This window comes from Oryzisolibacter sp. LB2S (genome assembly GCF_040732315.1).
GTDB lineage: Bacteria > Pseudomonadota > Gammaproteobacteria > Burkholderiales > Burkholderiaceae_C > Alicycliphilus > Alicycliphilus soli.
Genome location: NZ_CP160388.1, coordinates 3,389,293 through 3,414,822 on the forward strand (window position 1 = coordinate 3,389,293; position 25,530 = coordinate 3,414,822).

The following is a 25,530-nucleotide window of genomic DNA, read 5'->3' on the forward strand; positions in this document are numbered from 1 at the left end:
CCTGGATCCCCGCCTTCGCGGGGATGACGCAGGGGGAAGCTCGTGGGCTGGGCCGACATCGCGGGGATGACGGGGGGAAGCATGGTGCATGGTGGTGAAACCTCGATCGCCGTCCCGGATCAATGTCCGGACATGAGGCGGGCCTTTGATCGGTTGTTTGCTGGAGAGAGACCAAGGGCGCACACGCATGGCGCGGACCGGCGCGTCCTGCCATGATCGCGCGCCACCTGTTCACGCAAGCCATGACCGCCTCGCTACCCGATTCGCGCCTGTCCGCCATTCCCTCGCCATCGCGGCCCACGCATCACCGTTGGTTCTGGCCCATGCTGGTCTGCGCCATGCTGTCCACGGCGACCGGCGCGCTGGGGCTGAGCTACTGGCACTGGCTGTTCAAGCCCCTGACGATGGTGGCGGCTATTGTTTATGTAGCTGTCAGCGCTTGTCACACGGGCGCCAGAGCCATTTTTCACCCTCAATCCCCCTACCCCTGGCTGCTCGGCGCCCTGCTGGGGTCGCTGGCCGGCGACGTGTTTCTGATGCTGCCGGGCAACTGGTTCGTCCCCGGGCTGGTGAGCTTTCTGCTGGCGCATCTGTGCTACATCGCGCTGTTCGGCCAGGGCGTGCCGTGGTTTGGCGCGCGCGCCGCGCTGCTGGTCACGCTGGCGCTGGGTGTGGGCATGTACGCCTTTCTCTGGCAGGGCGGCCTGCCCGCCGCGCTGCGCCTGCCGGTGGCCGCCTACGTGCTGGTCATCGCCCTGATGGCGGCGCAGGCCTGGGCGCGGCGCGCGGCGCTGCCGGGGCGGCCGGCGCTGCTGGTGGCGCTGGGCGCCTGCTGCTTCATGCTCAGCGACGCGCTGCTGGCCACCAACCGCTTCGTGCAGCCGCTGCCGCTGGCGCAGCTGTGGGTGCTGGCCAGCTACTACGCGGCGCAGCTGCTCATCGTGGCCGGCGTGCTGCGCGCACGCTCATAGCCCGGCCTTGTCGACTGCCACGCCCACCGCCTCGTCGCGGGCGATGCGGCCGTCGACCAACTCCACCAGCCGGTCGCAGCGCGCGGCCAGGCGCGGGTCGTGGGTGACGATGATGAAGGCCGTGCCGCGCTCGGCATGGATGCGGCGCATGAGCGCAAACACCTCGGACGAGGAGGCCGTATCCAGGTTGCCCGTGGGCTCGTCGGCCAGCACCAGCGGCGGGTCCATGGCCAGGGCCCGGGCGATGGCCACGCGCTGCTGCATGCCGCCAGAGAGCTCCGCCGGGCGCTTGTGCAGCGCGCCGGCCAGGCCCACGGCGGCCAGCAGCTCGCGTGCGCGGGCATCGTCGCGCGCGTCGATGCGGCCGCCCTGCATGAGGGCCGGCAGCGTCACGTTCTCCAGCGCCGTGAAGGCCGGCAGCAGGTGGTGGAACTGGAACACAAAGCCCAGCGTGCGCCGCCGGCGCAGCGTGAGCTCGGCGTCGGTCAGGCCCTGCACCGACGCGCCCTGCAGCAGGTAGTCGCCCGAGGTGGCGCGCTCGAGCAGCCCGAGGATGTTGAGCAGCGTGCTCTTGCCCGAGCCCGACGGCCCGATGAGGGCGAGGAATTCGCCGGGCTCAACCCGCAGGTCGATGCCGTGCAGCACCTCGGCCTCGGTCGGCGTGCCGACCTGGTAGCTCTTGCGCAGCGCGTGCAGCGCGATCAGCGGTGTGTGTGTCACAACAGCAGTCATGGCATTACAGACGTATGGCCTGGGCCGGGTCCATGGCCGCGGCGCGGCGCGCGGGCATGACGGCGGCGAGCACGCCGCAGAGCGTGGCCAGCAGCGCCATGCGCAGCGCCATGGCCGGCTGCAGCGACACGGCGAACAGCGGCCGGCCGTCGGCCCCATGCACAAAGGTGGTGAATACCCAGACCAGGGCCATGGCCAGCAGCAGGCCCAGCAGCGAGCCCAGCGCGCCCACCACCGCGCCCTGCAGCAGGAACACGCGCAGCATCTGAGCGCGCGTGGCGCCCATGGCGCGCAGGATGCCGATCTCGCGCCCCTTCTGCACCACCGACACCACGAGCACGCTGGCAATGCCCAGCACCACGACGAGCAGCACCACGGCGCGGATGATGGAGGTGCTCACGCCCTGGGCGTTGAGCGCCGAGACCAGCTGCGCGTTGCTCTCCTGCCAGCTGTCCACGCGCAGCGGGTACTGGCGGCGCAGGCGCTCGGCCAGCGCCTGGGCGGCCCAGACGTCGTGCACCTTGAGGTCCAGGTGCGTCGCCCCGCCGGGCAGGCCCTGCAGGTACTGCGCGGCGCGCAGCGGCACGATGACGGTGCGCCGGTTCAGGTCCTTCACGCCCAGGTCCACGAGGGCGGTCACGCGCACCGGCTCGGTGACCTGGCCGGTGCGCAGCGTGAAGCGGTCGCCCACGCGCAGGCCCAGGTCCTGCGCGAGCTCGCGCCCGACGATGGCCTCGCCCGGCTGCAGGCTGGCGCTGCCCGCGACCAGCTTGGCGCGCAGGCCGACGATGCGCTCGTAGCGCTCGAGCTCCACGCCCAGCAGCACGATGGCCAGCGTGGCCTCGGCGCGCTGGGCCAGCCCGGCGCCCGAGACCATGGGCGAGACCGCGGCCACGCCCGGCAGCGCCTCGAGCACCGGCACCAGCGCCTGCCAGTCGGCCACGTCGCGCAGGCGCTGGGCGCGCGGCTGCATGTCGCCGAGCACGGCCACGCCCGCCGCATGCGCCATGGCGGGCGTCACCACGTCCTCGGGCGCACGCAGGCTGATGTGCGCCTGCGCGCCCAGGGTCTTGTTCAGGGTGTTGCTCTGCATGCCGTCGATCAGCGCCGAGATGTAGGCCACCACGGCCACGCCGGCGGCCACGCCGACGATGATGAGCAGCGTCTGCATGCGCCCCTCGCGCAAAAAGCGCCAGGCCACGCGCCATTCGAAGCCGGGCCACCAGGCCAGCGCGGCGCGCCGCATTCAGCGCCCCACGCTCTGCAGCAGGGCCGTGCCCGCGTCGTCGCCCGCGTCGCCCGCGGCGCGCCGGCCCTGCCAGGCGACGGTGCGGGCGCGCACGCGCGTGCCCGGCGCCAGGCCAGGCGCGCGCAGCACCAGGTCGCCCTCGGCCAGGCCGTCCTGCACCTCGAAGGCTTCGAGCGTGCGCAGGCCCACGCGCACCTGGCGCGTGACGGCGCGCCCGTCCTGCAGCACCAGCAGCTCGGCGCTGTCGCCGCGGATGGCCGAGCGCAGCACGGACAGCGGCAGCGCCAGCGCCTGGGCGCGCCGGCCCGTCTCGACCTCGACCGAGAGCGTCATGTCCTCGCGCAGAAAGTCGGGCGGCGGCTCCTGCAGCGCCAGCTTGACCTCGATGGAGCCACGCTGCGCGTCCACGCCCGGGGCGATGCTGAGCACGCGCGCGGCCAGGGGCCGGTCGGCAAAGGCGTCGGCCACCACGGCGGCGTTCTGGCCCGGTCGCAGCTGCTGCAGAAAGCGCTCGTCCACCTGGGCCACGACCTCGGTCGGCCCGGCGAGCGCCAGCGCCAGCAGCGCCTTGCCCGGCTGCACGATCTGGCCCGGCTCCACGCTGCGCAGGATGACGCGGCCCTCGGCCGGCGCGACCAGCGCCGTCTGCGCCAGGCGCGCCTTGGCCAGCGCGGTGGCCGCGTCGGCCGCGCCCAACTGCGCGCGCGCCTGCACGAGGTCGGTGCCGCCATCGCCCTGGGCCTGCCACTGGGCCTGGGCCGCGGCCTGCTGGGCCAGCGCCACGTCGAGCGCGCGGCGCGCCTCGTCGAGCTGCGCCGGGCTGTAGAAGCCCTGCGCCACCAGCGGCCGCACGCGGTCGTAGTGCGCCTGCGCGGCGCGCACGCCGGCCTGCATTTGTTCCAGCTGGGCCTGCACCGCGTGGCGGCCGGTGCTGCGCAGGCCGGACAGGCGGGCCTGGGCCTGGCGCGCGCTGGCCTGGGCCTGGGTGAGCGCGGCGCGCGCCTCGTCCTCCTCGAGCTGCACCAGCAGCTGGCCGGCGCGCACGGCGTCGCCCTCGTCGACGAGCACGCGCTGCACGCGCGCGGTGACGGTGCTGCCCAGCTCCACGCGAGTCTGCGCCTGCACGCGGGCCGAGAACTGCAGGCTGCGCACCAGCGGCGCCTGGCGCGGCGCCACGGCATCGACCTGCACCGGGCGCCACGCCAGCCACAGGCCAGCGGCCAGCAACGCAAGGCCCAGCGCCAGCGCCCAGGCCATGCGCGCGGAGGGGCGCCTCATGCCCCGCCCCCGAACAGGTCGCCCGCGCCACGCCCCTGGGGCGCGGCCACGCCCAGGTGGCGGTAGGCGGCCAGCGTGGCCACGCGCCCGCGCGGCGTGCGCTGCAAAAAGCCCTGCTGGATCAGATAGGGCTCGATCACGTCCTCTATGGTGCCGCTCTCCTCGCCAATGCTCGCGGCGATGTTGTCCAGCCCCACGGGGCCGCCGTCGAAGCGGTGGATCACGGCCTCGAGCAGCTTTCTGTCCATGATGTCGAAGCCCTCGGGGTCCACGTCGAGCAGGGCCAGGGCGCGCTGGGCCATGGTTTGCGTGATGCGCCCGTCGCCCTTCACATCGGCGTAGTCGCGCACGCGGCGCAGCAGGCGGTTGGCGATGCGCGGCGTGCCGCGCGAGCGGCGTGCTATTTCTCCGCCGCCCTCGGGGTCAATCGGCGCGCCCAGCAGCCCGGCCGAGCGCATGACGATCAGCGCCAGCTCGTCCGGCGTGTAGAACTCCAGCCGCGCGACGATGCCGAAGCGGTCGCGCAGCGGGTTGGTGAGCATGCCCGCGCGCGTGGTCGCGCCCACCAGGGTGAAGGGCTGCAGGTCGAGCTTGATGGAGCGCGCCGCCGGGCCCTCGCCGATCATGATGTCGATCTGGTAGTCCTCGAGCGCGGGGTAGAGGATCTCCTCGACGACCGGGCTGAGGCGGTGGATCTCGTCGATGAACAGCACGTCGTTCTTCTCGAGGTTGGTGAGCAGCGCCGCCAGGTCCTTGGGCTTTTCCAGCACCGGGCCGCTGGTCTGGCGCAGGTTCACGCCGAGCTCGTGCGCGATGATGTGCGACAGCGTGGTTTTGCCCAGACCCGGCGGGCCGAACAGCAGCACATGGTCCAGCGCCTCGGCGCGCTTCTTGGCCGCGCCGATGAAGATCTCCAGCTGCTCGCGCGCCTTGGCCTGGCCCACGTATTCCTGCAGCAGCTTGGGGCGCAGCGCGCGCTCTAGCGCCTCCTCCTGCGCGGACGCGGGCGCGGCGGACACCACGCGCTCGCGCGCCGGTGGCGGGGGAAAGGCGGAGAAATCGTCGGTTTGAATGGTCATGCCAGCGGAGAGAAAGCCTGTGAGAGCGGCGCGCGCATTGTCCCCCATCCACCCGGCCCGCCCTGGTGCCAGAGCAGCGACACGGCCATTGGGTAACATCGCTGCCTTCGCGCACGCGCGCCCGTATCCCTTTTGAGAACCTGCGCGGCCCCGCACGGGCCGGCGCCGTCTCCCAGCGAGAACCCCATGACCACCCCCACCCCCCCGAGTTTTTTCAGCCGCATTGCCATCGCCATCGGCAGCTTTTTCGCCATCCTGGGCAATGCCCGCCTGGCCGGCGACATCACGCGCCTGCGCGCGGGCGAGCCACTGGCCGCCGATGCGCCCCCGAAGGAGGTGCGCGTGGAGGTGCCGGTGGAGAAGATCATCGAGACCCGCATCGAGGTGCCCGTCGAAAAGCTGGTCGAGAAAATCGTCGAAAAACATGTGGAGGTCTCCAACGACACCGCGGCCCTGCAGCTTTTGGGCCTGCTGCAGCGCGAGGCGCGCTTTGTGGACTTCATCCAGGAGGACGTGGCGCCCTATGCCGACGCCGAGATCGGCGCCGCCGCGCGCGTGGTGCACGCGGGCTGCCGCAAGGTGCTGGCCGAGCATTTCACGCTCGCGCCCGTGCGCGCCGAGGCCGAGGGCAGCCGCGTGACGCTGGCCGCCGGCTTCGACGCCGCCGCCGTGCGCCTGAGCGGCAACGTGGTCGGCCAGGCGCCGTTCACGGGCCAGCTCACCCACCGCGGCTGGCAGGCCACCGAGGTGCGCCTGCCGCAGCTGACCGACGCACGCGCCGCCGCCATCATTGCCCAGGCCGAGGTGGAGCTCTAAGCCATGAACACTACGAATACGATAGCTGCCAGCGCATACGCAGCAAGCGCCAGCAGCCAAAATCATGCCCAATTCAGCCTGGGCATAGACCTGGGCACCACGCACTGCGCCCTGTCCTGGGTGGACCGCGCCGCCAGCGATGGCGAGAACGTGGTCCAGGGCGTGCTGGACATTCCCCAGCTCTGCGGCCCGGCGAGCGTGCAGGCACTGCCGCTGCTGCCCTCCTTTTTGTACCTGCCGCACGAGAGCGAGCTCACGGCCGCCGACCGGGCCCTGCCCTGGGGCGGCGACGCGCCCGGCCTCATCGGCGAGCTCGCGCGCCAGCGCGGTGCGGCCACGCCGATACGGCTGGTCGCGAGCGCCAAGAGCTGGCTGTGCCACCCCGGCGTGGACCGGCGCGCGCCGCTGCTGCCGGCCGACGCGCCGCCCGAGGTGCAGCGCGTCTCGCCACTGGCGGCCAGCACGCTCTACCTGCAGCACCTCAAGAGCGCCTGGGACGGCGCCCACCCCGAGGCGCCGTTCGACGCCCAGGACATCACCGTGACCATCCCCGCGTCGTTCGACCCGGCCGCGCGCGAGCTCACGGCCGAGGCCTGCCGCGCCGCGGGTTTCCAAAGGCTCACGCTGCTCGAGGAACCCCAGGCCGCGCTCTACAGCTGGATACAGGCAAGCGGCGGCGGCTGGCGCAAGCAGGTGTCGCATGGCGACGTGATCCTGGTCGTGGACGTGGGCGGCGGCACGACCGATCTGTCGCTGATCGCCGTGCGCGAGCAGGACGGCAACCTGGAGCTGCAGCGCGTGGCCGTGGGCGAGCACATCCTGCTCGGCGGCGACAACATGGACCTGGCCCTGGCCTACGGCGTGGCGCGCAAGCTCGCGGCCGAGGGCAAGCAGCTCGACGCCTGGCAGACCCGGGCCCTGGCCCACGGCTGCCGCGCCGCCAAGGAGCAGCTGCTGACTGACGAGACGCTCGAGGCCGTGCCCGTGGTCGTGCCCAGCCGCGGCAGCAAACTGATTGGCGGCAGCCTGCGCACCGAGGTCACGCGCGCCGAGGTGCTGCAGCTGCTGGTCGAGGGCTTCTTCCCCCCGGTTGCCGTGAGCGACAAGCCGGTGCAGCGCGCGCGCGCCGCGCTCACCCAGCTGGGCCTGCCCTACGCGCAGGACGCGGCCGTCACGCGCCACCTGGCGGCCTTTCTCACGCGCCAGGCCGGCGCCACGGCGCAGATCGAGGGCCTGCAGGCCACGCAGGCCGAGGGCGCGAGCTTTCTGCATCCCACGGCCGTGCTGTTCAACGGCGGCGTGCTCAAGGCCGCGCCCATCGAGCGCCGCATCCTCGAGGTGCTCAACGGCTGGCTGGCCGCCGAGGGCGCGCCGCCCGCGCGCCTGCTCACGGGCGCCCACCTGGACCTGGCGGTGGCGCGCGGCGCCGCCTACTTCGGCCATGTCGCGGCCGCGGGCCGCGGCGTGCGCATACGCGGCGGCACGGCGCAGAGCTACTACGTGGGCATCGAATCCAACATGCCGGCCATCCCCGGCATGGAGCCGCCGATCTCCGCCCTGTGCCTGGCGCCCTTCGGCATGGAAGAAGGCACGGAGGTGACGCTAGAGGCCCAGGAATTCGGCCTGGTCGTGGGCGAGCCGGTGCGCCTGCGCTTCTTCGGCTCCAGCGTGCGCCGCAGCGATCAAGTAGGTACCCTGCTTGAGTTCTGGGGCCCCGAGGAGCTCGTGGAGCTGCAGGAGATACAAGCCCAGCTGCCCGCCGAGGGCCGCACGCCCGGCGAGGTCGTGCCCGTGCAGCTGCATGCGCGCGTGACCGATATCGGCACCCTGGAGCTCTACGCCGTGCCCGTGGGCGGCAGCGAGCGCTGGAAGGTGGAGTTCGACACGCGCGCGGGCGCCGCGGCCACCCCATGACCGACCGCCCCGCCTCCCTCACGCCCGCGCCCGGCGGCTACGCCGACTGGCTGGCCGAGCTCAAGGCGCGCATCCATGGCGCCCAGCAGCGCGCGGCGCTGGCCGTGAACCGCGAGCTGGTGCTGCTGTACTGGCAGATCGGCAGCGACATCCTCGAGCGCCAGCAGCGCGAGGGCTGGGGCGCCAAGGTGATCGAGCGCCTGGCGCATGACCTGCGCACGGCGTTTCCGGACATGAAGGGGTTTTCGCGGGCCAACCTGCTGTACATGCGCGCCTTTGCCCAGGCCTGGCCTGACAGCGCAATCGTCCAACAGGCTGTTGGACATTTGCCCTGGGGGCACAACCTGGTGCTGCTCAGCAAGCTCAAGAACCCCGAGCAGCGCCTGGCCTACGCCGAGCGTGCCATCACCCATGGCTGGTCGCGCAATGTGCTGGAAATGCATATCGAAACCCGGTTGCTCGAGCGCGAGGGCAAGGCAGTCACCAATTTCGACCTGCGCCTGCCGGCATCGGGTACGGACCTGGCCCGCCAATCGCTCAAGGATCCGTATCTGTTCGACTTTCTGCGCATCGGCGAAGAGGCTGGAGAGCGGGAAATCGAGGCCGCCCTGGTGCAGCACATCACGCAGTTCCTGCTGGAACTCGGCGCCGGCTTTGCCTTTGTCGGCCGCCAGGTGCTGTTGGACGTGGGCGGCGACGAGTTTTTCATCGACCTGCTGTTCTACCACCTCAAGCTGCGCTGCTATGTGGTGATCGAGCTCAAGGGCGGCAAGTTCAAGCCCGAGCACCTGGGGCAGCTGGGTTTCTACCTCACGGCCGTGGACCGCCAGATCAAGAGCGAGCACGACAACCCCACCATTGGCCTGCTGCTGTGCAAGAGCAAGAACAAGGTCGTCGCCGAATACGCGCTGGGCGACAAGGCCCAGCCCATGGGCGTTGCCGAGTACAAGCTGCTGCAGTCCCTGCCCGCAGAGCTGCAGACCAGCCTGCCCAGCATCGAGCAGATCGAGGCCGAGCTCGCCGAGCGCGACAGGCCGTGACATGAACGCAGAACACCCCCCCTCCCCCGCACGCTTTGCCATCGGCATCGACCTGGGCACCAGCCACACCGTCGTGGCCCATGTGCCGCTGGCCGGCGGTACGGGCGACATTGCCCTGCTGCCCATCGCCCAGCGCGTCTCGGCCGCGGAGGTTGAGGCCCTGACGCTGCTGCCCTCCACGCGCTACCAGGGCACGCCCGATGAGCTTGGCGCGGCCTGGGGCACGCCCTGGCCGCCGCAGGGCGCAAGCGAACAGGCCCCGGCCGTCATCGGCCGCTGGGCGCGCGAGCTGGGCGCCGCCGTGCCCGCGCGCCTGGTGGCAAGCGCCAAGAGCTGGCTGTCGCACGCCGGCGTGGACCGCACGGCGCCGATCCTGCCCTGGGGCGCGCCCGAGGGGGTGGAGAAGATTTCGCCGCTTGCGGCCTCGGCCTCGTACCTGGCCCATGTGCGCGCGGCCTGGGATGCGGCCCACCCCGATGCGCAGCTCGCCGAGCAGGCCGTGGTGCTCACCGTGCCGGCCTCGTTCGACGAGGGCGCGCGCGCGCTCACGCTCGAGGCCGCGCGCCTGGCGGGCCTGCCGGCGGTGCAGCTGCTCGAGGAACCCAAGGCCGCCTTTCACGACTGGCTGGTGCTGCAGGGCGAGCGCCTGGCTGCCGAGCTCGCCGACTGCCGCCTGGTGCTGGTGGTGGACGTGGGCGGCGGCACCACGGACCTGACGCTGATCCGCGTCGAGCCTGCCGAGGATGGCGGCCTGCCGCGCCTCACGCGCAGCGCCGTGGGCGAGCATTTGATGCTGGGCGGCGACAACATGGACCTGACGCTCGCCCACCGGCTCGAACCGCAGTTTGCCCAGGACGGCGAGCGCCTGCCCGCGGCGCGCTTTGCCCAGCTGGTGCAGCGCTGCCGCCTGGCCAAGGAGCAGCTCCTGGCCGAGGATGCGCCCGAATCGGTCACGGTGACGCTGCTCGGCGGCGGCTCCAGGCTGCTCGCGCAGTCGCGCTCGGCCCGGCTCACGCGCGGCGACGTGCTGCACTGCGTGGTCGAGGGCTTTCTGCCGCCGGCGCGCCTGGATGAGCCGCCGGCGCGGCGCCAGGGCGCGCTGCGCGGCCTGGGCCTGCCCTACCCGGCCGATGCCGCCATCACCCGGCATCTGGCGCAGTTTCTCGCCCGGCATGCGGGCGGGGCACTGCCTGATGCATTGCCCGATGCGCTGCTGCTCAACGGCGGCGTGTTCCACGCCCATGCGCTCGCGCAGCGCCTGCAGGAGCAGCTGGCCGCCTGGCGCGGCGCGCCGCTGCGCCTGCTGCACAACCCGCACCCAGACTGGGCCGTGGCGCGCGGCGCGGCCGCCCATGGGCTGGCGCAATATCAATCAAACAGGCCTACAGCGCCCGCCAGACAAGCGCGAGCAGCTACAACAACCATAGTGCCACGCATAGGCGGCGGCGCCGCGCGCAGCTACTGGCTGGTGCTGCCGGCCAAGACGGGCGCCGCCCCCCAGGGCATCTGCCTGCTGCCACGCGGCACCGAGGAGGGCACGCGCATCACCCTGACCGGCCGGCGCTTTGCGCTGCAGCTCGGCCAGCCCGTGCGCTTTGCGCTCGTGGCGCGCAGCCAGGGCCAGGCCCAGGCCGGGCAGATGGCGCCGCTCGAGGGCGAGGGCTGGGTGGAGCTGCCGCCGCTGGCCACCGTGCTGCCCGCACCCGAGGGCCGCGCCACGGCGCGCGTCGAGGTGCAGCTGCAGGCCTGCATGAGCGAGGTCGGCGTGCTGGAGCTGCGCTGCATCGACGCGCAGGATGGAGCGCAGTCCTGGCTGCTGCCGTTTGCCGTGCGCGGGGCCGGCCCTCACCCCACCCCTCTCCCAGAGGGAGAGGGAGATGAAAACCCAGCCGACCGATCGCCCTCGCCCCTATGGGGAGAGAGCCTGCCCCCGGCTCGAACGGGGGGGGGCGTGAGGGGCCAGCCGCAGCCGGCCATCGACCTGATCGACCGCATCTACGGCAACCAGAGCCAGGAGGTGAGCGCCAAAGAGGTGCGCCAGCTGCGCCAGTCGCTCGAGAAACTCCTCGGCCCGCGCGAGGGCTGGGGCTTGGCGCTGCTGCGCACGCTGTTCGACGCGCTGCTCGCGCGCGCCAGGCGCCGCCGGCGCTCGCCCGAGCATGAGCGTGCCTGGCTCAACCTGGCCGGTTGGTGCCTGCGCCCGGGCCTGGGGGCCGAGCTCGACGGCTGGCGCGTGCAGCAGCTCTGGCAGCTCTACGCCCAGGGCCTGGGCCATGCGAGCGAGGCCGCCAACTGGACCGAATGGTGGGTGCTGTGGCGCCGCGTGGCCGCGGGCCTGGACGAGGCGCAGCAGATGCAGGTGCTCGAGGACGTGGCCGCCTGCATGCAAAAGACCGTGCAGCGCAGCGCCCGCGCGCGCTGGGGCAGCTACGACGACATGCTGCGCCTGTTTGCCGCCATGGAGGCCGTGCCCTGGCAGTACCGCCAGGAGATGGGGCAGTGGATGCTGGAGCGCCTCTCGCGCCCGGACGAACCAACGCAGACCTGGTGGGCCATTGGGCGCCTGGCGGCGCGCGCGCCGCTTGCGGCCAACGCCCACCTCGTGATGCCGCCCGATGCAGCGCAGGAGTTTCTGGACGCCACGCTGGCGCAGGACTGGCGCAAAAACGAGCACGCCATGTTTGCCGCCGTGCAGATCGCGCGCATGACGGGCGAGCGCACGCTGGACCTCGACGCGACCCAGCGCGCGCGCGTGCTCGCCAAGCTGCAGGCCAGCGGCGCGCCCGAGCGCTGGCTGGCCCTCGTGGCGCAGGTGCAGGAGCTCAGTGCCGAGGACCGCCAGCGCAGCCTGGGCGACAGCCTGCCGCCGGGACTGGTGCTGGTGGCGTGATCCTGTGCCGCGTCAGGGGTTCAGCCATTGCCGGAGCGCGGCGCGGTAGCTGCGGTCGAAGCGGCCGTAGAAGTCCAGCCCATCGGGCCGGTCGCAGCGGGCGTTGCCGCCATGGAGCTGCCCGGCCAGATAGCGCGTGGCGCCAATGGTGACGAAGATGCCCGATCCGCTGCTGCCCAGCTCGGTGCTGCCCTGCTGCCAGTCCACACGCAGGAAGTTGCCCGCGATGCCGCTGGCGCTGCAGCTCGATTCCGTGCAGCTGCTGTAGCCCAGCAGCGTGCCCAGGCTGAGCTTGAGCGGCTCGCCGTCGGCATGGTGCAGACCGGCCAGCGCCTGGCCCACGGGCACACCGCCGTAGTACGAGCCCGCATAGATGACGCTCGCCGGCACGGTGGCGTTGAGCCGCATGAAGGCCGTGTCGGTGTCGGCCGAGGCATAGAGCAAGGTGGCGCCGCCGACGAGAGTCCGCCGCGCCGGGCTGGCCGCCGCGCTGCCGCAGCTCTCTGAGCGGTACAGCCATTCGGTCTCCAGCGTGGAGGCCACGGCCTGGCTCGGTATGCAATGCTGGGCGCTCAGAAAGTACGGCGTGCCGCTCGACGCCATGTCGTTGAGCAGCGTGCCCGTGCAGAAATAGAACTTGTCGTCCTCGGCCTTGTAGGTCATGCGCGCGACGGAGCGGCTTTGCTCGAGGTAATCGGGGTGGCAGCTCACGTCCACCTGGCAGCCCACGGCGGCGGCCTTGGTGATCACGGCGTTTTCCGCCTCGGCCGCCGTCATGAACAGATGCGCGAGCCGCGGCACGGCCAGCCGCACGGCGGCGGGATGGGCGCCGGCGGGTATCTCGACCTCGAGCGTGGCCTCGTCGCTGCGCGAGTCGGGCCCCCAGTAGGTGCGCGCGATCTCGTCGCTCACGCCCGCGCTCGCATTGCGTGCGGCCAGGGCCTGCAGCTGCTGGGCGTCCACCTCATGAACGGCGTCGGCCGCACCCACGAAGCGCAGCAGCGCCCCCGGCGGCAGGCCCTGCACCAGCACGCCCAGGCGCAGCCCACGCGCCCCCTGGGCGGCAAAGCGCAGCGCCGCCACCTGCGTGCCGCGCGCCGTGGTCTGCCAGTGCAGCAGGGCCGATGTGGCGGCAACGCTGGCCGTCTCGGGCAGCGCGCGCGCCTGGCCGATCTGGCGCGGCGCGCCCGCGTCCACGGGCGCAGCCGCCATGCGCTGGCCGGACGGCAGGGGCCCGAGCGCAATCACCGCCGCGGCGCCGGCCGGGGCGCGGGCCAGCGCGCCCGAGGCCTGCGGCATGGCGGGCGCAGCCTTGGGCTCGTAGGGCTCTATGCGCTCGCTCCACACCGGTGTGATGGCGTCGCCGCCGCCCGCGGTGTCGCCACCGCCGCCGCCACCACCGCAGGCGACCAGCAGCAGCGCGAGCGGCAGGGTGCAGGCCCCTGCCCTGCCGATCCTCATGTGGTCATTGCTCATGACGCGCTCCTTTGATCGATGGCGACGACTCTACTTCGCGAGCGACTTGAGTGCCAGCTTGATGCCCTCGCTCACGCCCACATCGGCAGGCAGGGCCTTGAGGGCGCTCGCGGCCTCCTTGTCGTTGTAGCCCAGGGCCAGCAGCGCCTGCAGGATGTCGGCCTGTGCGTCGCTCACGGCCTGGGCGCGCGCGCCCATGTCGGCGCCGAGCTTGCCCTTCAATTCCAGCAGCAGGCGCTCGGCCGTCTTCTTGCCTATGCCCGGCACCTTGACGAGGCGCCCCGCCTCCTGCAGCGACACGGCCTGCGCCAGATCCGCCACGCCCATGCCCGAGAGGATGGACAGTGCCGTGCGCGGGCCCACGCCGCTGACCTTGATGAGCTCGCGAAACGCCTGGCGCTCGGCCTGCGTGGCAAAGCCGTAGAGCAGCTGCGCGTCCTCGCGCACGATGAACTGGGTCAGCAGGCTGACGCGCTCGCCCACGGCCGGCAGGTTGTAGAAGGTGCTCATGGGCACCAGCACCTCGTAGCCCACGCCGTGGCAGTCCAGCAGCACCTCGGGGGGGTTCTTCTCCAGCAGTGCGCCGGTCAATTTGCCTATCATGCGAATCCTTTGCCGCGCCGCGCGCGGCCCATTCACGGAATTATCAAGCGTGATACTGCGCCACACCTTCACCCCCCACAACAATCTGCGCCTGACCCATTTGTGCGGCCCCGCCGACCAGCATCTGCGCACCATAGAGAACGCGCTGCAGGTCAAGATCGCCCACCGCCACGAGCAGTTCAAGGTGGACGGCCCCAAGGTCCGCGCCACCCAGGCCATGGAGCTCTTGCAGGCGCTCTACGAGATGGCCGACCACGCCATCCGCGAGGACCACCTGCAGCTCATGCTGGCCGGCGACAGCGCCATGCGCGAGGACGACGAGGGCGCCGTGCACCTGACCACGCGCCGCAGCGACCTGCGCGCGCGCACGCCCAACCAGAGCGTGTACCTGCACAACATCGCCACGCACGACATCACCTTCGGCATAGGCCCGGCGGGCACGGGCAAGACCTATCTGGCCGTGGCCTGCGCCGTCGATGCGCTCGAGCGCCAGGCCGTGCAGCGCATCGTGCTCACGCGCCCGGCCGTGGAGGCCGGCGAGCGCCTGGGCTTTCTGCCCGGCGACCTCACGCAGAAGGTCGACCCGTATCTGCGCCCGCTGTACGACGCGCTCTACGAGCTCATGGGCTTTGACCGCGTGCAAAAGGCCTTCGAGCGCAACACGTTGGAGATCGCGCCGCTGGCCTTCATGCGCGGCCGCACCCTGAACAACGCCTTCGTGATCCTGGACGAGGCGCAGAACACCACACCCGAGCAGATGAAGATGTTCTTGACGCGCATCGGCTTTGGCGCGCGCGCCGTGGTCACGGGCGACGTGAGCCAGATCGACCTGCCCAAGGGCAGCATGAGCGGACTCATCGACGCCGAGCGCGTCCTGAAGCGCGTGCAGGGCATTGCCGTGACGCGCTTTTCCAGCTCCGACGTGGTGCGCCACCCGCTCGTGGCGCGCATCGTCGACGCCTACGACGCCCAGCGCAGCCGCCGCGGCGCAGGGGAATGAGCCCAGCGTTTCGCCCTGGCCCTGCCGTCATCCCCGCCCCTTCGCCATCACCGCTCCTTTGTCACCCCCGCCCCCTTCGTCACCCCCGCCCCCTTCGTCATCCCCGCGAACGCGGGGATCCACACCCACCCACATGCACCGCCCCCAAGGCCCATGGGGCCCCGCCACCACGGGGATGACGGAATGCCGATGCGCGCGGATGGCGCTGTTGATATATATTTTTGATAGCTGCCCGCGCTTACATGCCGGGCGCTGGAGGCCAAAATGGCATTGAATCACCTGACCCTGTCCCTGCAGTTCGCCCCCGAGGCCGCGGCGCACCGCGCCCAGCTGCCGCGCCACAAGGTCACGCGCTGGATACGCCACGCACTGGCGCTGGACGCCGAGATCACCGTGCGCATCGTCGGAGCCGACGAGGGCCAGCGCCTGAACCGCGAGTTCCGCCACAAGGACTACGCCACCAATGTGCTGACCTTCGACTACCAGCAGGAGCCCACCGTGCTCGCCGACCTGGTGCTCTGCGCCCCCGTGGTCGAGCGCGAGGCGCGCGAGCAGGGCAAGACGCTCGAGGAGCATTACGCCCACCTGCTCGTGCACGGCACGCTGCACGCCCAGGGCTGGGACCACGAGACCAGCGAGGAGGACGCCCAGGAGATGGAGGCCTACGAGACCGCCATCCTGCAGGAGCTCGGCTTTGCCGACCCCTACGGCGGCTGAGCACAGCGCCACAAGGGCGTTGCGCCAGCGGCAACGCCCATGGTCCACGCCCCTACCATCGGCCCATGTTTGAAACCATCCTGCTCCTCGTCGCCGCCTTCTTTGCCGGCACGCTCAACGCGGTGGCCGGCGGCGGCAGCTTTCTCACGCTGCCGGCGCTGATCTTTACCGGCGTGCCGCCCGTGGTGGCCAATGCCACGGGCACCGTGGCGCTGCTGCCGGGCTATGTGGCCAGCATTGCCGGCTCGCGCGAGGACATGGAGCCCGCGCCCGGGCTGTCGCTGCGCTCGGTGGTGCTGCTGTCGCTCGTCGGCGGCGTCGTGGGCGCGGCGCTGCTGCTCGTCACCTCGGACGCGGCCTTCAGGCGCCTCATCCCCTGGCTGCTGCTGCTGGCCACGGCCATGTTCGCCTTCGGCCCGCAGCTGCGCCAATGGGCCGGCAGCCACCATGGCGACGGCCCGCCCTCGCGCCTGAAGGCCGGCACCGGCCTGCTGCTCGTGGCCGGCTACGGCGGCTACTTCAACGGCGGCATGGGCATTCTGATGCTGGCGCTGTTCGGCCTGCTCGGTCAGACCCGGCTCAACGCCATGAACGCCATCAAGAACCTGGTCTCCACCCTGCTCACGGCGATCGCGGTGGCCATCTACGCCGTGGGCGGCATCGTGCAGTGGAAGGAGGCGCTGATCATGATGGTCGCCGCCACCCTGGGCGGCTACCTGGGCGCGCGCGGCGCGCGCCGGCTGCCGCCGGCCGTGCTGCGCTGGAGCATCGTGGGCATTGGCCTCGCGATGACGGTGCTGTTCTTCCTCAGGCAGTGATTCACATCGAACCTGCCTCAAACACCCATGAATCAAGCGCCGACAGCTACTGTTTTGATAGTCGTCACGGCTCGATGCGCAGCGGAATGGTCACCGGCCCGTCGTTGACCAGGTGCACCTGCATGTCGGCGCCAAAGCGCCCCGTGGCCACCTGCGGGTGCGCCGCGCGCGCCTGGGTGACGAAGTAGTCGTACAGGCGCTCGCCCTCGGCCGGCGCGGCGGCCTGGCTGAAGCCCGGGCGGTTGCCGCCGCGCGTGTCGGCGGCCAGCGTGAACTGGCTCACAACGAGCAGGCCGCCGCCCACGTCCTGCAGGCTGCGGTTCATCTTGCCGGCCTCGTCGGCAAAGATGCGCAGCCTGAGGATCTTGGCCAGCAGCCGGTCGGCCTGGGGCTGGCCGTCGCCCTGCTCGGCGCAGACCAGGGCCAGCAGCCCGGCGTCGATGCGGCCGACGACCTCGCCCGCGATTTCCACGCGCGCCTGGCGCACGCGCTGCAACACGCTGATCACGCCTTGCCCTCCTGTTCTTCCTGTGCCTCGACCTGCTCGAACACGGTTTCCGCGCCCTCGGGCAGCAGCTCTATGGTGGCGCGCAGGCCGGGCAGCGTCGCCATCAGTTCGGCCTCGACGCCGGCGCGCGCCTTGGCCGCGCGGCCCAGCGTCCAGTGCGCGGGCACATGCATGTGCAGGTCCACAAAGCTGCGCGCACCGGCGCGGCGCGTGGTGAGGCTGTCGAAATGCACGGCGCCGCCGCTCGCCCGGCCATAGGCGTCGAGCACGGCCTGCACGCGCGCAAGCCGCGCGGGCTCCAGGGCCTCGTCCATCAGGCCCTGGCTGGACTGCCAGATCAGCCGGCCGCCCTCGCGCAGGATGTTCAGCGCCACGCCCATGGCCACCAGCGGGTCCAGCCACAGCCAGCCCGTGGCGCCCGCGGCCAGCAGGCCCACGACGACGCCGACGGAGGTCCACACATCGGTCATCAGGTGACGCGCGTCGCCCTCGAGCGCGAGGGAGCGGTGCACCTGCGCCGCGCGCAGCATGCCCCAGGCGAGCAGGCCGTTGCAGGCGGTGCTCAACAGGGACAGGCCCATGCCCCAGCCGAGCTGCTCGAGCGGCTGCGGGTGCACGAGGCGCATCACGGCGGCCCAGAAGATGGCGACGCTCGCGCCGACGATGAGGATGCCCTCGAAGCCCGAGGAGAAATACTCCGCCTTGTGGTGGCCGTAGGGATGGTCCGCGTCCGCCGGGCGGCGCGCCACGGTGACCATGGCCAGGGCAAACATGGCGCCTGCCAGGTTGACGAAGGATTCGAGCGCGTCCGAAAGCAGCCCGACGGAGCCGCTGACCCACCAGGCCAGGGTCTTGAGGGCAATGGTCAGCACGGCCACGCCCACCGAGGCGCGCAGCAGGTTGTGCGGCGTCATCCAGGCGGGCACATGCAGGGGGGTGGAGGCGGCGGGTCGCATGGGCGGAATTATCCGGTCGCGCGCGGCGGCCGACGGCGGCCCTGGTGGCCCACGGTGGCCCGGGCAGTCAATATCTTTGTCACCAACCCATGGGCAATACGCTATAAGCTTGCAGTTTCCTTACCTGCTCATCCATGCGCACCAAGCCCCGCACCGACCAGGCCCCGAGCCGATTGGCCCCGCCCGTCGGCGCCACCTTGCTGCATCTCGTGGCCCAGGCCGTTCCGGTCATGCTGGCCTACTTCGAGCAAGGGCCCGCGGGCCTGCGCTGCGGCTTCGTCAACCAGCGCTTTGCCGACTTCCTCGGGCGTGGCGTTGACGACCTCATCGGCCAGAGCGCTCGGGACATTCTCGACGCACCGACATGGCAGGAGATCTCGCCCCTGGTGCGGCGCGCGCTCGCGGGCGAGGCCGTGCAGCATGTCTGTGACTGCCCCCGGGCCAGCGGCACTGCGCGCGTGCTGGAGTTCAGCCTGCAGCCCGAGCAGGCCACGGGCGACGGCGACAGCACCACGCGCGGCCTGCTGATGCTGGTCGACGACATCACCGAGCGCCGTGCGGCCGAGCGGGCCCTGCGCCTGGGCGAGGAGCGCATGCGCAAGTTTGCCGAGGCCACCGAGGAGGGCCTGGTGTTCCACCGCGACGGCCGCATCGTCGACACCAACGACGCCCTGCTGCGCATGACCGGCTACACGCTGGCCGAGGCCGTGGGCCGGTCGATCTTCGATTTCATCCTGCCCAAGTACCGCGCGCTGGCCCAGGAATACACGCGCCGCGGGCGCGAGTACCCCTATGAGCTGGCCATGCGCCACAAGGACGGCCACATCGTTCCCATCGAGGCCGTGGGCAAGACCATGCCCGGGCACGAGGACGAGTTCCGCGTCGTCGTGGTGCGCGACATCACGGCGCGCAAGCAGGCCCAGGAGCGCGCGCGCTTCCTGTCCCTGCACGACCCGCTGACGCAGCTGCCCAACCGCAGCCACCTGATGCTCGAGCTCGCGCAATGGACCAGCGGCGCGTTCCGGCGCAGGCGCGCGGCGCTGCTGTTCGTCGATCTGGACCACTTCAAGACCGTCAATGAATCCCTGGGCCACGAGGCCGGCGACCGGCTGCTGTGCGAGATGGCGCGGCGCCTGCAGGACTGCGTCAAGGCCATGGACTTCGTGGCGCGCGTGGGCGGCGACCAGTTCGTCGTGTTGCTGAACAACCGGCGCAATCGCGACGCCGTCGCCGCCCTGGCCGACAGGCTCATCGAGCGCGTGCAGGCCACCTATGTCAGCGACGGCACGCGCCTGTCGCTCTCGCCCTCGATAGGCATCAGCGTCTTTCCCGACGATGGCTACGGCCCCGACGAGCTGCTGCGCCGCGCCGACACCGCCATGCAGCAGGCCAAGGAAAGTGGCCGCGGCACGCGCCTGTTCTACACCGCGGACATGGAGGGGCAGCCAACCGAGGTCCTGCAGCAGGAGCATCTGCTGCGCAATGCCGTCTTCCACGAGGCCCTGGAGCTGCACTACCAGCCCCAGGTCCAGCTGGGCTCGGGCCGGCTCATGGGCTTCGAGGCGCTGGTGCGCTGGCGCCATCCCGAACGTGGCCTGGTCGGGCCCGACGAGTTCATTCCCCTGGCCGAGTCACGCGGCCTGATCTCGCCCATAGGCCGCTGGGTGCTGCGCGAGGCCTGCCGCCAGCTCAAGGCCTGGCAGGACGAGGGCCTGGCCATGGTGCCCGTGGCCGTGAACCTCTCGGCCATAGAGTTCCGCCAGCGCGACGTGGCCGGAGAGATCGCCAGCGTGCTGCAGGAGACGGGCCTGGCGCCCCGCTACCTGGAGATAGAGATCACCGAGACCACGCTGATGCAGCATGCCGAGCACACGCGCGCCACGCTGCAGGCGCTGCGCAACATGGGCGTGGCCGTCACCGTGGACGACTTCGGCACGGGCTATTCCTCGCTCATCTACCTCAAGCGCTACCCGCTGGACAAGATCAAGGTGGATCGCTCCTTCGTCGTGGACACGCCCACCGACGGGGACAACGTGGCCATCGTCACCGCCATCGTGCAGCTCGCGCGCAGCCTGCAGCTGCAGCCCGTGGCCGAGGGCGTGCAGACCACCGCGCAGCTGGAACTGCTCGAACGCCTGGGCTGCGAGCTGGCCCAGGGCTTCGGCATCGCACGCCCGATGGATGCCGAACACACCCATGCCTGGCTGCGCACGAGGCCGCAGGCCCACCACGTGGCGACGACATGACGGCGGCATGACGGCGCGCCATGGACAATAGGCCCATGGCCACCTCTCCCGCCTTCATCACCGAATCCAGCCTGCACACCGACCCCGCCGACGCCCTGGCGCAGGTGCAGCGCATCTACCAGCAGCAGATCGACCACCTGCGCGGCGCCATGCAGCGCTTCGTGGCCGGCGAGACACCGGCCGAGCCGGTGCGCGCCTGCTACCCCTATGTGCGCGTGCACATCACGAGCGTGGCACGCGCGGCCACGCAGCTGGCCTACGGCTTCATCGAGGGCCCGGGGGTCTACGAGACCACGCTCACGCGGCCCGACCTGTTTGCCGGCTACTACCTCGAGCAGCTGCGCCTGCTGCGCGCCAACCATGGCGTGGAGCTGGAGGTGGGGCTGAGCCGCCAGCCCATACCCATCCACTTCTCGTTCGCCGAGCATGACTATGTCGAGGGCCAGCTCAGCCCCGAGCGGCGCATGCTGATGCGCGACCTGTTCGACCTGCCCGACCTCGCGGCAATGGACGACGGCATCGCCAACGGCACCTGGACACCGCGCCCGGGCCAGGCCCAGCCCCTGTCACTGTTCACTGCGCCGCGCGTGGACTATTCGCTGCACCGGCTTCGCCACTACACGGGCACGCTGCCCGAGTGGTTCCAGAACTTCGTGCTGTTCACCAACTACCAGTTCTACATCGACGAATTCGTGCGCCTGGGCCATGCCGAGATGGCCCGGCCCGACAGCGAATACATCGCCTTCATCGAGCCCGGCAACGTGGTCACGCGCCGCGCGGGCCTGGCCGCCGAGCCCGGCGACGAGCTCGGCACGCCGCCACCGCGCCTGCCGCAGATGCCCGCCTACCACCTGGTGCGCGCGGACAACAGCGGCATCACCATGGTCAACATCGGCGTCGGCCCGGCCAACGCCAAGACCATCACCGATCACATCGCCGTGCTGCGCCCGCATGCCTGGATGATGCTGGGCCATTGCGCGGGCCTGAGGAACAGCCAGCAGCTGGGCGACTACGTGCTGGCCCATGCCTATGTGCGCGAGGACCATGTGCTCGACGCCGAGCTGCCGCTGTGGGTACCCGTGCCCGCGCTGGCCGAAATTCAGGTCGCGCTGCAGCAGGCCGTGGCCGACGTCACGCAGATGCCGCAGGACCAGCTCAAGCGCATCATGCGCACCGGCACCGTGGCCAGCACCGACAACCGCAACTGGGAGCTGCTGCCCGACAACCTGCCCCAGCGGCGCTTCAGCCAAAGCCGCGCCGTGGCGCTGGACATGGAGAGCGCGACGATCGCCGCCAACGGCTTTCGCTTCCGCGTGCCCTACGGCACGCTGCTGTGCGTCTCCGACAAGCCGCTGCACGGCGAGATCAAGCTGCCCGGCATGGCCAACCAGTTCTACCGCGACCGCGTCGACCAGCACCTGCGCATAGGCATGCGCGCCATCGACATCCTGCGCGCGGGCGGCGTGCAGCGCCTGCACAGCCGCAAGCTGCGCAGCTTTGCGGAGGTGGCGTTCCAGTAAGGCTCAAGTAACGGATCCTGTTGATTCGCCTGCAAACCCCGTCATCCCCGCCCATCACTGTTTGGGTCCGTCTTTGCTACAGGGACATGCGGCCGACCTACATCCCCCACAATCGCCGCATGAGCCCGCTCTTCGAAGTCCAGGACCTGCGCAAACGCTACGGCGGCAACACCGTGGTCGACGGTGTGTCGTTCGCCATCGCCCCCGGGGAATGCCTGGGCGTGATCGGCCCCAACGGTGCGGGCAAGACCACCACCATCCGCATGTGCCTGGGCCTGACCGCGCCCGACGCGGGCAGCGTGCACTTCTACCCCGGCGCGGCCGCCACGCCGCTGGCCATGCCCCAGGACGCGCTGGCCATCAAGGCGCAGCTGGGCGTGGTGGCGCAGTTCGACAGCCTGGACCCGGACTTCAGCTGCGCGGAGAACCTGCGCGTGTTCGGGCGCTACTTCGGCCTCAAGGGCGCGGCCATGCAGGCGCGCATCGCGCCGCTGCTCGAATTTGCCGCGCTCACCACCAAGGCCGACGCGCGGCCCGGCGCGCTGTCGGGCGGCATGCGCCGACGCCTGTCGCTCGCGCGCGCCCTGGTCAACGACCCGCGCCTATTGCTGCTCGACGAGCCCACCACCGGCCTGGACCCGCAGGCGCGCCACCTGATGTGGGAGCGGCTGCAGCAGCTGCTGCAGCAGGGCAAGTCCATCCTGCTGACCACGCATTTCATGGACGAGGCCGAGCGCCTGTGCTCGCGCCTGCTGGTGCTCGACCATGGCCGCAAGATCGCCGAGGGCCGGCCGCGCGAGCTCATCGCCGAGCATCTGGAGCGCGAGGTGGTCGAGGCCTACGGCAACGGCGCCCTGACGCTGGCCCACGACGCGCGCCTGCGCCAGCTCGCCGCGCGCGTCGAGGTCAGCGGCGAGACCGTGTTCTTCTACACCCAGGACGCACGCCCGCTGCTCGCTGCCCTGGCCGACCATGCCCAGCTGCGCACCCTGCACCGCCCGGCCAATCTCGAGGACCTGTTCCTCAAGCTCACCGGCCGCCAGATTCGTGAGGATGCCTGACATGTCCACTCCTTCCACCCCCAGCATCTGGCGCGCGCCCGACCTGTCGCTGCGCTGGTGGCCCGTGTTCCTGCGCAACCTGCTGGTGTGGCGCAAGCTGGCCATCCCCAGCCTCGTGGGCAACATCGCCGAGCCGCTGATCTGGCTCGTGGCCTTTGGCTACGGCATGGGTGCGCTGGTCGGCGAGATCAGCGTGAACGGGCAGAAGGTGCCCTACATCCTGTTCCTGGCCAGCGGCTCGATCTGCATGAGCGCCATGAACGCCGCGAGCTTCGAGGCGCTGTACTCGGCCTTCTCGCGCATGCATGTGCAGAAAACCTGGGACGGCATCATGAACGCGCCCATCAGCCTGGACAGCGTGCTGCTGGCCGAGATGCTCTGGTCCGCGTTCAAGTCCCTGTTCAGCACCACGGCCATCCTCGGCGTGATGCTGGCGCTGTCCATCAGCCATGCACCCAAGCTCATCGTGGCCTGGCCCGTGCTGCTGTGCGTGGGCATCATGTTCGCGAGCATCGCGCTGATCTTCAACGCCCTGGCCCAGGGCTACGACTTCTTCACCTACTACTTCACGCTGGTGCTCACGCCCATGATGTTTCTTTCGGGCGTGTTCTTCCCGCGCGATCAGCTGCCCGAGGCCGTGCGCATCGCCTCCGACTGGCTGCCGCTGACCAACGCCGTGGAACTGGTGCGCCCGCTGTTCATGGACCAGTGGCCGCAGCAGCCGCTGCGCCACGGCCTGGTGGTGGCCGTGACCACCGCGGTCGCCTACTGGCTGGCGCTGGCGCTCACGCGCAGGCGCTTTCGCGCCTGAGCGTGCCCTGCTGGGCGCCCGATTCAACGCCCCTTCCAGGGCACCAGCCGACGCTCCATCCAGCGCATCAGCAGGTCAAACGCCAGGGCCATGGCGCCAATGACCAGGATGCCCATGATGACCACATCGGTCACCATGAACTTGGAGGCACTCAGCACCATGAAGCCCAGGCCTGCCGTGGCGGCCACCATCTCGGCGGCGACCAGGGTGGTCCAGCCAAAGCCGATGGCGATGCGCATGCCGGTCAGGATGTCGGGCAGCGCCGCGGGCGCTATCACATGCCGCAGCACCTGCGCGCGCGAGGCGCCCATGGAATAGGCCGCATGGATTTGCTCGATGGCCACCGAGCGCACGCCGGCCCTGGCACTCAAGGCCAGGGGCGCAAACATGGCGAGATAGATCAGCACGATCTTGGAGCTCTCGCCGATGCCCAGCCAGATGACCACCAGCGGCAGATAGGCCAGCGGCGGCAGCGGGCGATAGAACTCGATCACCGGATCGAACAGGCCGCGCACCACCCGGTTGACGCCCATGAGCACGCCGACCGGAATGGCCGTGACCACGGCCAGCGCAAACGCGCTGAACACGCGCATGGCGCTCCATCCGGCATGGGTGAGCAGGCTGGCATCGGCAAAGCCATCGACCGCGACATCGTGCAACTGGCGCCAGACATCCATGGGCGAGGGCAGGAACAAGGGCGCCACCCAGCCCTGGGCCGTGACCAGGGTCCACAGCGAGAGCAGCAGCACCACAGTGATGGCGCTGATGAGTCCGCTGCGGCCATTGCCGGGGGCGCCGTATTGCTCGCCGGGGCTGACCGGCGCTGCGCGGCGCAGGCGCGCGAGCAGGCCCCGGTGCGCCGCTGGCGTGGATCGCGCCGGCAAGGGCGGCGGCGCCACCGCGGTGCTGGCCAGAACGGCGGCAGGGGATGCGGGAACGGTGGACGGCATCATGCTGCAATCTCCTCTGCGACTTCGTCGCCATGGATGATGCCCAGCACCTTCTCGCGCAGGGCAATGAACTCGGGGGTGGACTTGACGGCCCGCGCATTGCGCGATTGCAGGAACTGGCGGCCAAAGTCCAGCGGGATCTCGTGCGTGATGCGTCCCGGGCGGGGCGACATGATGATGAGCTGCGTGCCCATGAACAGCGCCTCCTCCACGTCGTGGGTGATGAAGAACATCATCTTCTGGGTCCGGTGCCAGATGTCCAGAATCAGCTCCTGCAGCCGCTCGCGGGTCAGCGCATCCAGGGCGCCCAGCGGCTCATCGAGCAGCAGCATGTGGGGGTCGTTGGTCAGCGCCCGGGCAATGCCCACGCGCTGCTGCATGCCCCCGGAGAGCTGGTAGACCGCGTGATGGCGGAATTCGGCCAGGCCCGCCTGCGCCAGAAAATGCATGGCCCGCTCTTCCCGCTGCGCCCTGGGCACGCCCTTGAGCTTGAGACCAAAGGCCACGTTGTCCAGCACATTGAGCCAGGGCAGCAAGGCGTGCTTCTGGAACACCACGCCGCGCTCCGCACCCGGGCCGGTGATCTGGTCGCGCAAGCCGTTGTGGGCATCGATGCGCTCGGGCAGCTGGCCCTGGTAGGAGCCCAGGGTCATGACGCCATGCGTGGGCTGTATGAAACCCGCCATCAGGTTGAGCAAGGTGGTCTTGCCGCAGCCCGAGGCGCCCAGGGCCACGACGAAATCGCCCTGGTCTATCTGCAGGTTCACGCCGGACAGGGCGGTGACGGACTGGCCCTTCTCGCGGCCGGGGAAAATGACGGAAACATCACTGATCTTGAGACTCAGACTCATGGGTGGCTCCTGGCGCGGTGCACGCCGGGGTGGACGAAGCGGCA

21 protein-coding genes and 1 pseudogene are annotated in these 25,530 nt (G+C 70.8%); 12 read left to right on the forward strand and 10 right to left on the reverse strand.

Annotated elements, in window-relative coordinates; genetic code table 11:
* Positions 1 to 341: 341 nt before the first annotated feature.
* A pseudogene (locus tag ABUE11_RS16015) lies at positions 342 to 971 on the forward strand (lysoplasmalogenase); the annotation flags it as partial.
* Here ABUE11_RS16015 and ABUE11_RS16020 read toward each other — a convergent pair.
* Genes ABUE11_RS16020 through ruvB form a run of 4 tightly spaced genes read right to left on the reverse strand, consistent with a single transcriptional unit; the run spans position 966 to position 5,309 of the window.
* On the reverse strand, positions 966 to 1,703 hold the full coding sequence (locus tag ABUE11_RS16020) for an ABC transporter ATP-binding protein (protein ID WP_367066366.1): 738 nt from the start codon (positions 1,701 to 1,703) through the stop codon (positions 966 to 968). The pseudogene ABUE11_RS16015 and the gene ABUE11_RS16020 overlap by 6 nt on opposite strands.
* 4 nt (positions 1,704 to 1,707) lie before the next feature.
* Positions 1,708 to 2,949, reverse strand: a complete 1,242-nt coding sequence (locus ABUE11_RS16025; RefSeq protein ID WP_367066367.1) for an FtsX-like permease family protein — start codon at positions 2,947 to 2,949, stop codon at positions 1,708 to 1,710.
* Positions 2,950 to 4,230 carry an efflux RND transporter periplasmic adaptor subunit gene (locus ABUE11_RS16030; protein ID WP_367066368.1) on the reverse strand — a complete coding sequence of 427 codons (1,281 nt, stop codon included), beginning with the start codon at positions 4,228 to 4,230 and terminating at the stop codon, positions 2,950 to 2,952.
* Positions 4,227 to 5,309, reverse strand: a complete 1,083-nt coding sequence (gene ruvB, locus ABUE11_RS16035) for a Holliday junction branch migration DNA helicase RuvB (RefSeq protein ID WP_367066369.1) — start codon at positions 5,307 to 5,309, stop codon at positions 4,227 to 4,229. Before ruvB ends, ABUE11_RS16030 begins: the two co-directional genes overlap by 4 nt.
* A gap of 186 nt (positions 5,310 to 5,495) precedes the next feature.
* Between ruvB and ABUE11_RS16040 the strand changes: the two genes are divergently transcribed.
* Genes ABUE11_RS16040 through ABUE11_RS16055 form a run of 4 tightly spaced genes read left to right on the forward strand, consistent with a single transcriptional unit; the run spans position 5,496 to position 11,969 of the window.
* Positions 5,496 to 6,125: a DUF2760 domain-containing protein gene (locus ABUE11_RS16040; RefSeq protein ID WP_367066370.1), complete on the forward strand. Its 630-nt coding sequence runs from the start codon at positions 5,496 to 5,498 to the stop codon at positions 6,123 to 6,125.
* Between the two features lie 3 nt (positions 6,126 to 6,128).
* Positions 6,129 to 8,039 (forward strand): Hsp70 family protein, encoded by a 1,911-nt coding sequence (locus ABUE11_RS16045; protein ID WP_367066371.1) that lies wholly within the window; start codon positions 6,129 to 6,131, stop codon positions 8,037 to 8,039.
* Positions 8,036 to 9,079, forward strand: a complete 1,044-nt coding sequence (locus ABUE11_RS16050; RefSeq protein ID WP_367066373.1) for a PDDEXK nuclease domain-containing protein — start codon at positions 8,036 to 8,038, stop codon at positions 9,077 to 9,079. Before ABUE11_RS16045 ends, ABUE11_RS16050 begins: the two co-directional genes overlap by 4 nt.
* A 1-nt stretch (position 9,080) precedes the next feature.
* Positions 9,081 to 11,969: an Hsp70 family protein gene (locus ABUE11_RS16055; RefSeq protein WP_367066375.1), complete on the forward strand. Its 2,889-nt coding sequence runs from the start codon at positions 9,081 to 9,083 to the stop codon at positions 11,967 to 11,969.
* Positions 11,970 to 11,981: 12 nt separating this feature from the next.
* Here ABUE11_RS16055 and ABUE11_RS16060 read toward each other — a convergent pair whose 3' ends face one another.
* Complete coding sequence (locus ABUE11_RS16060; RefSeq protein WP_367066377.1) at positions 11,982 to 13,445, reverse strand: endoproteinase ArgC; 1,464 nt, start codon at positions 13,443 to 13,445, stop codon at positions 11,982 to 11,984.
* Positions 13,446 to 13,475: 30 nt separating this feature from the next.
* Complete coding sequence (ruvA, locus tag ABUE11_RS16065; protein WP_367066379.1) at positions 13,476 to 14,048, reverse strand: Holliday junction branch migration protein RuvA; 573 nt, start codon at positions 14,046 to 14,048, stop codon at positions 13,476 to 13,478.
* A 49-nt stretch (positions 14,049 to 14,097) separates the two neighbouring features.
* On the opposite strand from ruvA, the gene ABUE11_RS16070 reads away from it, so the two are divergent.
* The 3 genes from ABUE11_RS16070 (at position 14,098) to ABUE11_RS16080 (ending at position 16,583) form a co-directional block, all read left to right on the forward strand.
* Complete coding sequence (locus ABUE11_RS16070; RefSeq protein ID WP_367066381.1) at positions 14,098 to 15,048, forward strand: PhoH family protein; 951 nt, start codon at positions 14,098 to 14,100, stop codon at positions 15,046 to 15,048.
* 264 nt (positions 15,049 to 15,312) lie between these two features.
* Positions 15,313 to 15,765 carry an rRNA maturation RNase YbeY gene (gene ybeY, locus ABUE11_RS16075; protein ID WP_367066383.1) on the forward strand — a complete coding sequence of 151 codons (453 nt, stop codon included), beginning with the start codon at positions 15,313 to 15,315 and terminating at the stop codon, positions 15,763 to 15,765.
* 65 nt (positions 15,766 to 15,830) lie between these two features.
* Positions 15,831 to 16,583: a sulfite exporter TauE/SafE family protein gene (locus ABUE11_RS16080; RefSeq protein ID WP_367066384.1), complete on the forward strand. Its 753-nt coding sequence runs from the start codon at positions 15,831 to 15,833 to the stop codon at positions 16,581 to 16,583.
* A 64-nt stretch (positions 16,584 to 16,647) separates the two neighbouring features.
* Here the strand turns inward: ABUE11_RS16080 and dtd are convergent, their stop codons facing one another.
* Positions 16,648 to 17,091 (reverse strand): D-aminoacyl-tRNA deacylase, encoded by a 444-nt coding sequence (dtd, locus tag ABUE11_RS16085; protein ID WP_367066386.1) that lies wholly within the window; start codon positions 17,089 to 17,091, stop codon positions 16,648 to 16,650.
* Positions 17,088 to 18,047 (reverse strand): cation diffusion facilitator family transporter, encoded by a 960-nt coding sequence (locus tag ABUE11_RS16090; protein WP_367066387.1) that lies wholly within the window; start codon positions 18,045 to 18,047, stop codon positions 17,088 to 17,090. The genes dtd and ABUE11_RS16090 overlap by 4 nt, the downstream gene beginning before the upstream one ends.
* A 134-nt stretch (positions 18,048 to 18,181) precedes the next feature.
* Between ABUE11_RS16090 and ABUE11_RS16095 the strand changes: the two genes are divergently transcribed.
* The 4 genes from ABUE11_RS16095 to ABUE11_RS16110 all read left to right on the forward strand — a co-directional run bounded on the left by ABUE11_RS16095 (position 18,182) and on the right by ABUE11_RS16110 (position 23,685).
* The gene (locus ABUE11_RS16095) at positions 18,182 to 20,293 is read left to right on the forward strand and encodes an EAL domain-containing protein (RefSeq protein WP_367066389.1); all 2,112 of its coding nucleotides are present in this window, start codon (positions 18,182 to 18,184) and stop codon (positions 20,291 to 20,293) included.
* Between the two features lie 35 nt (positions 20,294 to 20,328).
* On the forward strand, positions 20,329 to 21,813 hold the full coding sequence (locus tag ABUE11_RS16100; RefSeq protein ID WP_367066390.1) for an AMP nucleosidase: 1,485 nt from the start codon (positions 20,329 to 20,331) through the stop codon (positions 21,811 to 21,813).
* A gap of 119 nt (positions 21,814 to 21,932) precedes the next feature.
* Positions 21,933 to 22,874: an ATP-binding cassette domain-containing protein gene (locus ABUE11_RS16105; protein WP_367066391.1), complete on the forward strand. Its 942-nt coding sequence runs from the start codon at positions 21,933 to 21,935 to the stop codon at positions 22,872 to 22,874.
* A 1-nt stretch (position 22,875) separates the two neighbouring features.
* Complete coding sequence (locus tag ABUE11_RS16110) at positions 22,876 to 23,685, forward strand: ABC transporter permease (protein WP_367066392.1); 810 nt, start codon at positions 22,876 to 22,878, stop codon at positions 23,683 to 23,685.
* Between the two features lie 23 nt (positions 23,686 to 23,708).
* Here the strand turns inward: ABUE11_RS16110 and ABUE11_RS16115 are convergent, their stop codons facing one another.
* Positions 23,709 to 24,635, reverse strand: coding sequence for an ABC transporter permease subunit (locus tag ABUE11_RS16115; protein ID WP_367068845.1), 927 nt, complete (start codon positions 24,633 to 24,635; stop codon positions 23,709 to 23,711).
* Positions 24,635 to 25,486, reverse strand: coding sequence for an ATP-binding cassette domain-containing protein (locus ABUE11_RS16120; RefSeq protein ID WP_367066393.1), 852 nt, complete (start codon positions 25,484 to 25,486; stop codon positions 24,635 to 24,637). Before ABUE11_RS16120 ends, ABUE11_RS16115 begins: the two co-directional genes overlap by 1 nt.
* Between the last annotated feature and the right edge of the window lie 44 nt (positions 25,487 to 25,530).

Coding starts and splice junctions, on each gene's coding strand:
- ABUE11_RS16090 (WP_367066387.1), bottom strand. CDS start 18,047: ATGCGACCCGCCGCCTCCACCCCCCTGCATGTGCCCGCCTGGATGACG.
- ruvA (WP_367066379.1), bottom strand. CDS start 14,048: ATGATAGGCAAATTGACCGGCGCACTGCTGGAGAAGAACCCCCCCGAG.
- ABUE11_RS16020 (WP_367066366.1), bottom strand. CDS start 1,703: ATGACTGCTGTTGTGACACACACACCGCTGATCGCGCTGCACGCGCTG.
- ABUE11_RS16110 (WP_367066392.1), top strand. CDS start 22,876: ATGTCCACTCCTTCCACCCCCAGCATCTGGCGCGCGCCCGACCTGTCG.
- ABUE11_RS16080 (WP_367066384.1), top strand. CDS start 15,831: ATGTTTGAAACCATCCTGCTCCTCGTCGCCGCCTTCTTTGCCGGCACG.
- ABUE11_RS16050 (WP_367066373.1), top strand. CDS start 8,036: ATGACCGACCGCCCCGCCTCCCTCACGCCCGCGCCCGGCGGCTACGCC.
- ABUE11_RS16120 (WP_367066393.1), bottom strand. CDS start 25,486: ATGAGTCTGAGTCTCAAGATCAGTGATGTTTCCGTCATTTTCCCCGGC.
- ABUE11_RS16055 (WP_367066375.1), top strand. CDS start 9,081: ATGAACGCAGAACACCCCCCCTCCCCCGCACGCTTTGCCATCGGCATC.
- ruvB (WP_367066369.1), bottom strand. CDS start 5,309: ATGACCATTCAAACCGACGATTTCTCCGCCTTTCCCCCGCCACCGGCG.
- ABUE11_RS16060 (WP_367066377.1), bottom strand. CDS start 13,445: ATGAGCAATGACCACATGAGGATCGGCAGGGCAGGGGCCTGCACCCTG.
- ABUE11_RS16045 (WP_367066371.1), top strand. CDS start 6,129: ATGAACACTACGAATACGATAGCTGCCAGCGCATACGCAGCAAGCGCC.
- ABUE11_RS16095 (WP_367066389.1), top strand. CDS start 18,182: ATGCGCACCAAGCCCCGCACCGACCAGGCCCCGAGCCGATTGGCCCCG.
- ABUE11_RS16100 (WP_367066390.1), top strand. CDS start 20,329: ATGGCCACCTCTCCCGCCTTCATCACCGAATCCAGCCTGCACACCGAC.
- ABUE11_RS16115 (WP_367068845.1), bottom strand. CDS start 24,635: ATGCCGTCCACCGTTCCCGCATCCCCTGCCGCCGTTCTGGCCAGCACC.
- ybeY (WP_367066383.1), top strand. CDS start 15,313: ATGGCATTGAATCACCTGACCCTGTCCCTGCAGTTCGCCCCCGAGGCC.
- ABUE11_RS16105 (WP_367066391.1), top strand. CDS start 21,933: ATGAGCCCGCTCTTCGAAGTCCAGGACCTGCGCAAACGCTACGGCGGC.
- ABUE11_RS16025 (WP_367066367.1), bottom strand. CDS start 2,949: ATGCGGCGCGCCGCGCTGGCCTGGTGGCCCGGCTTCGAATGGCGCGTG.
- ABUE11_RS16030 (WP_367066368.1), bottom strand. CDS start 4,230: ATGAGGCGCCCCTCCGCGCGCATGGCCTGGGCGCTGGCGCTGGGCCTT.
- ABUE11_RS16040 (WP_367066370.1), top strand. CDS start 5,496: ATGACCACCCCCACCCCCCCGAGTTTTTTCAGCCGCATTGCCATCGCC.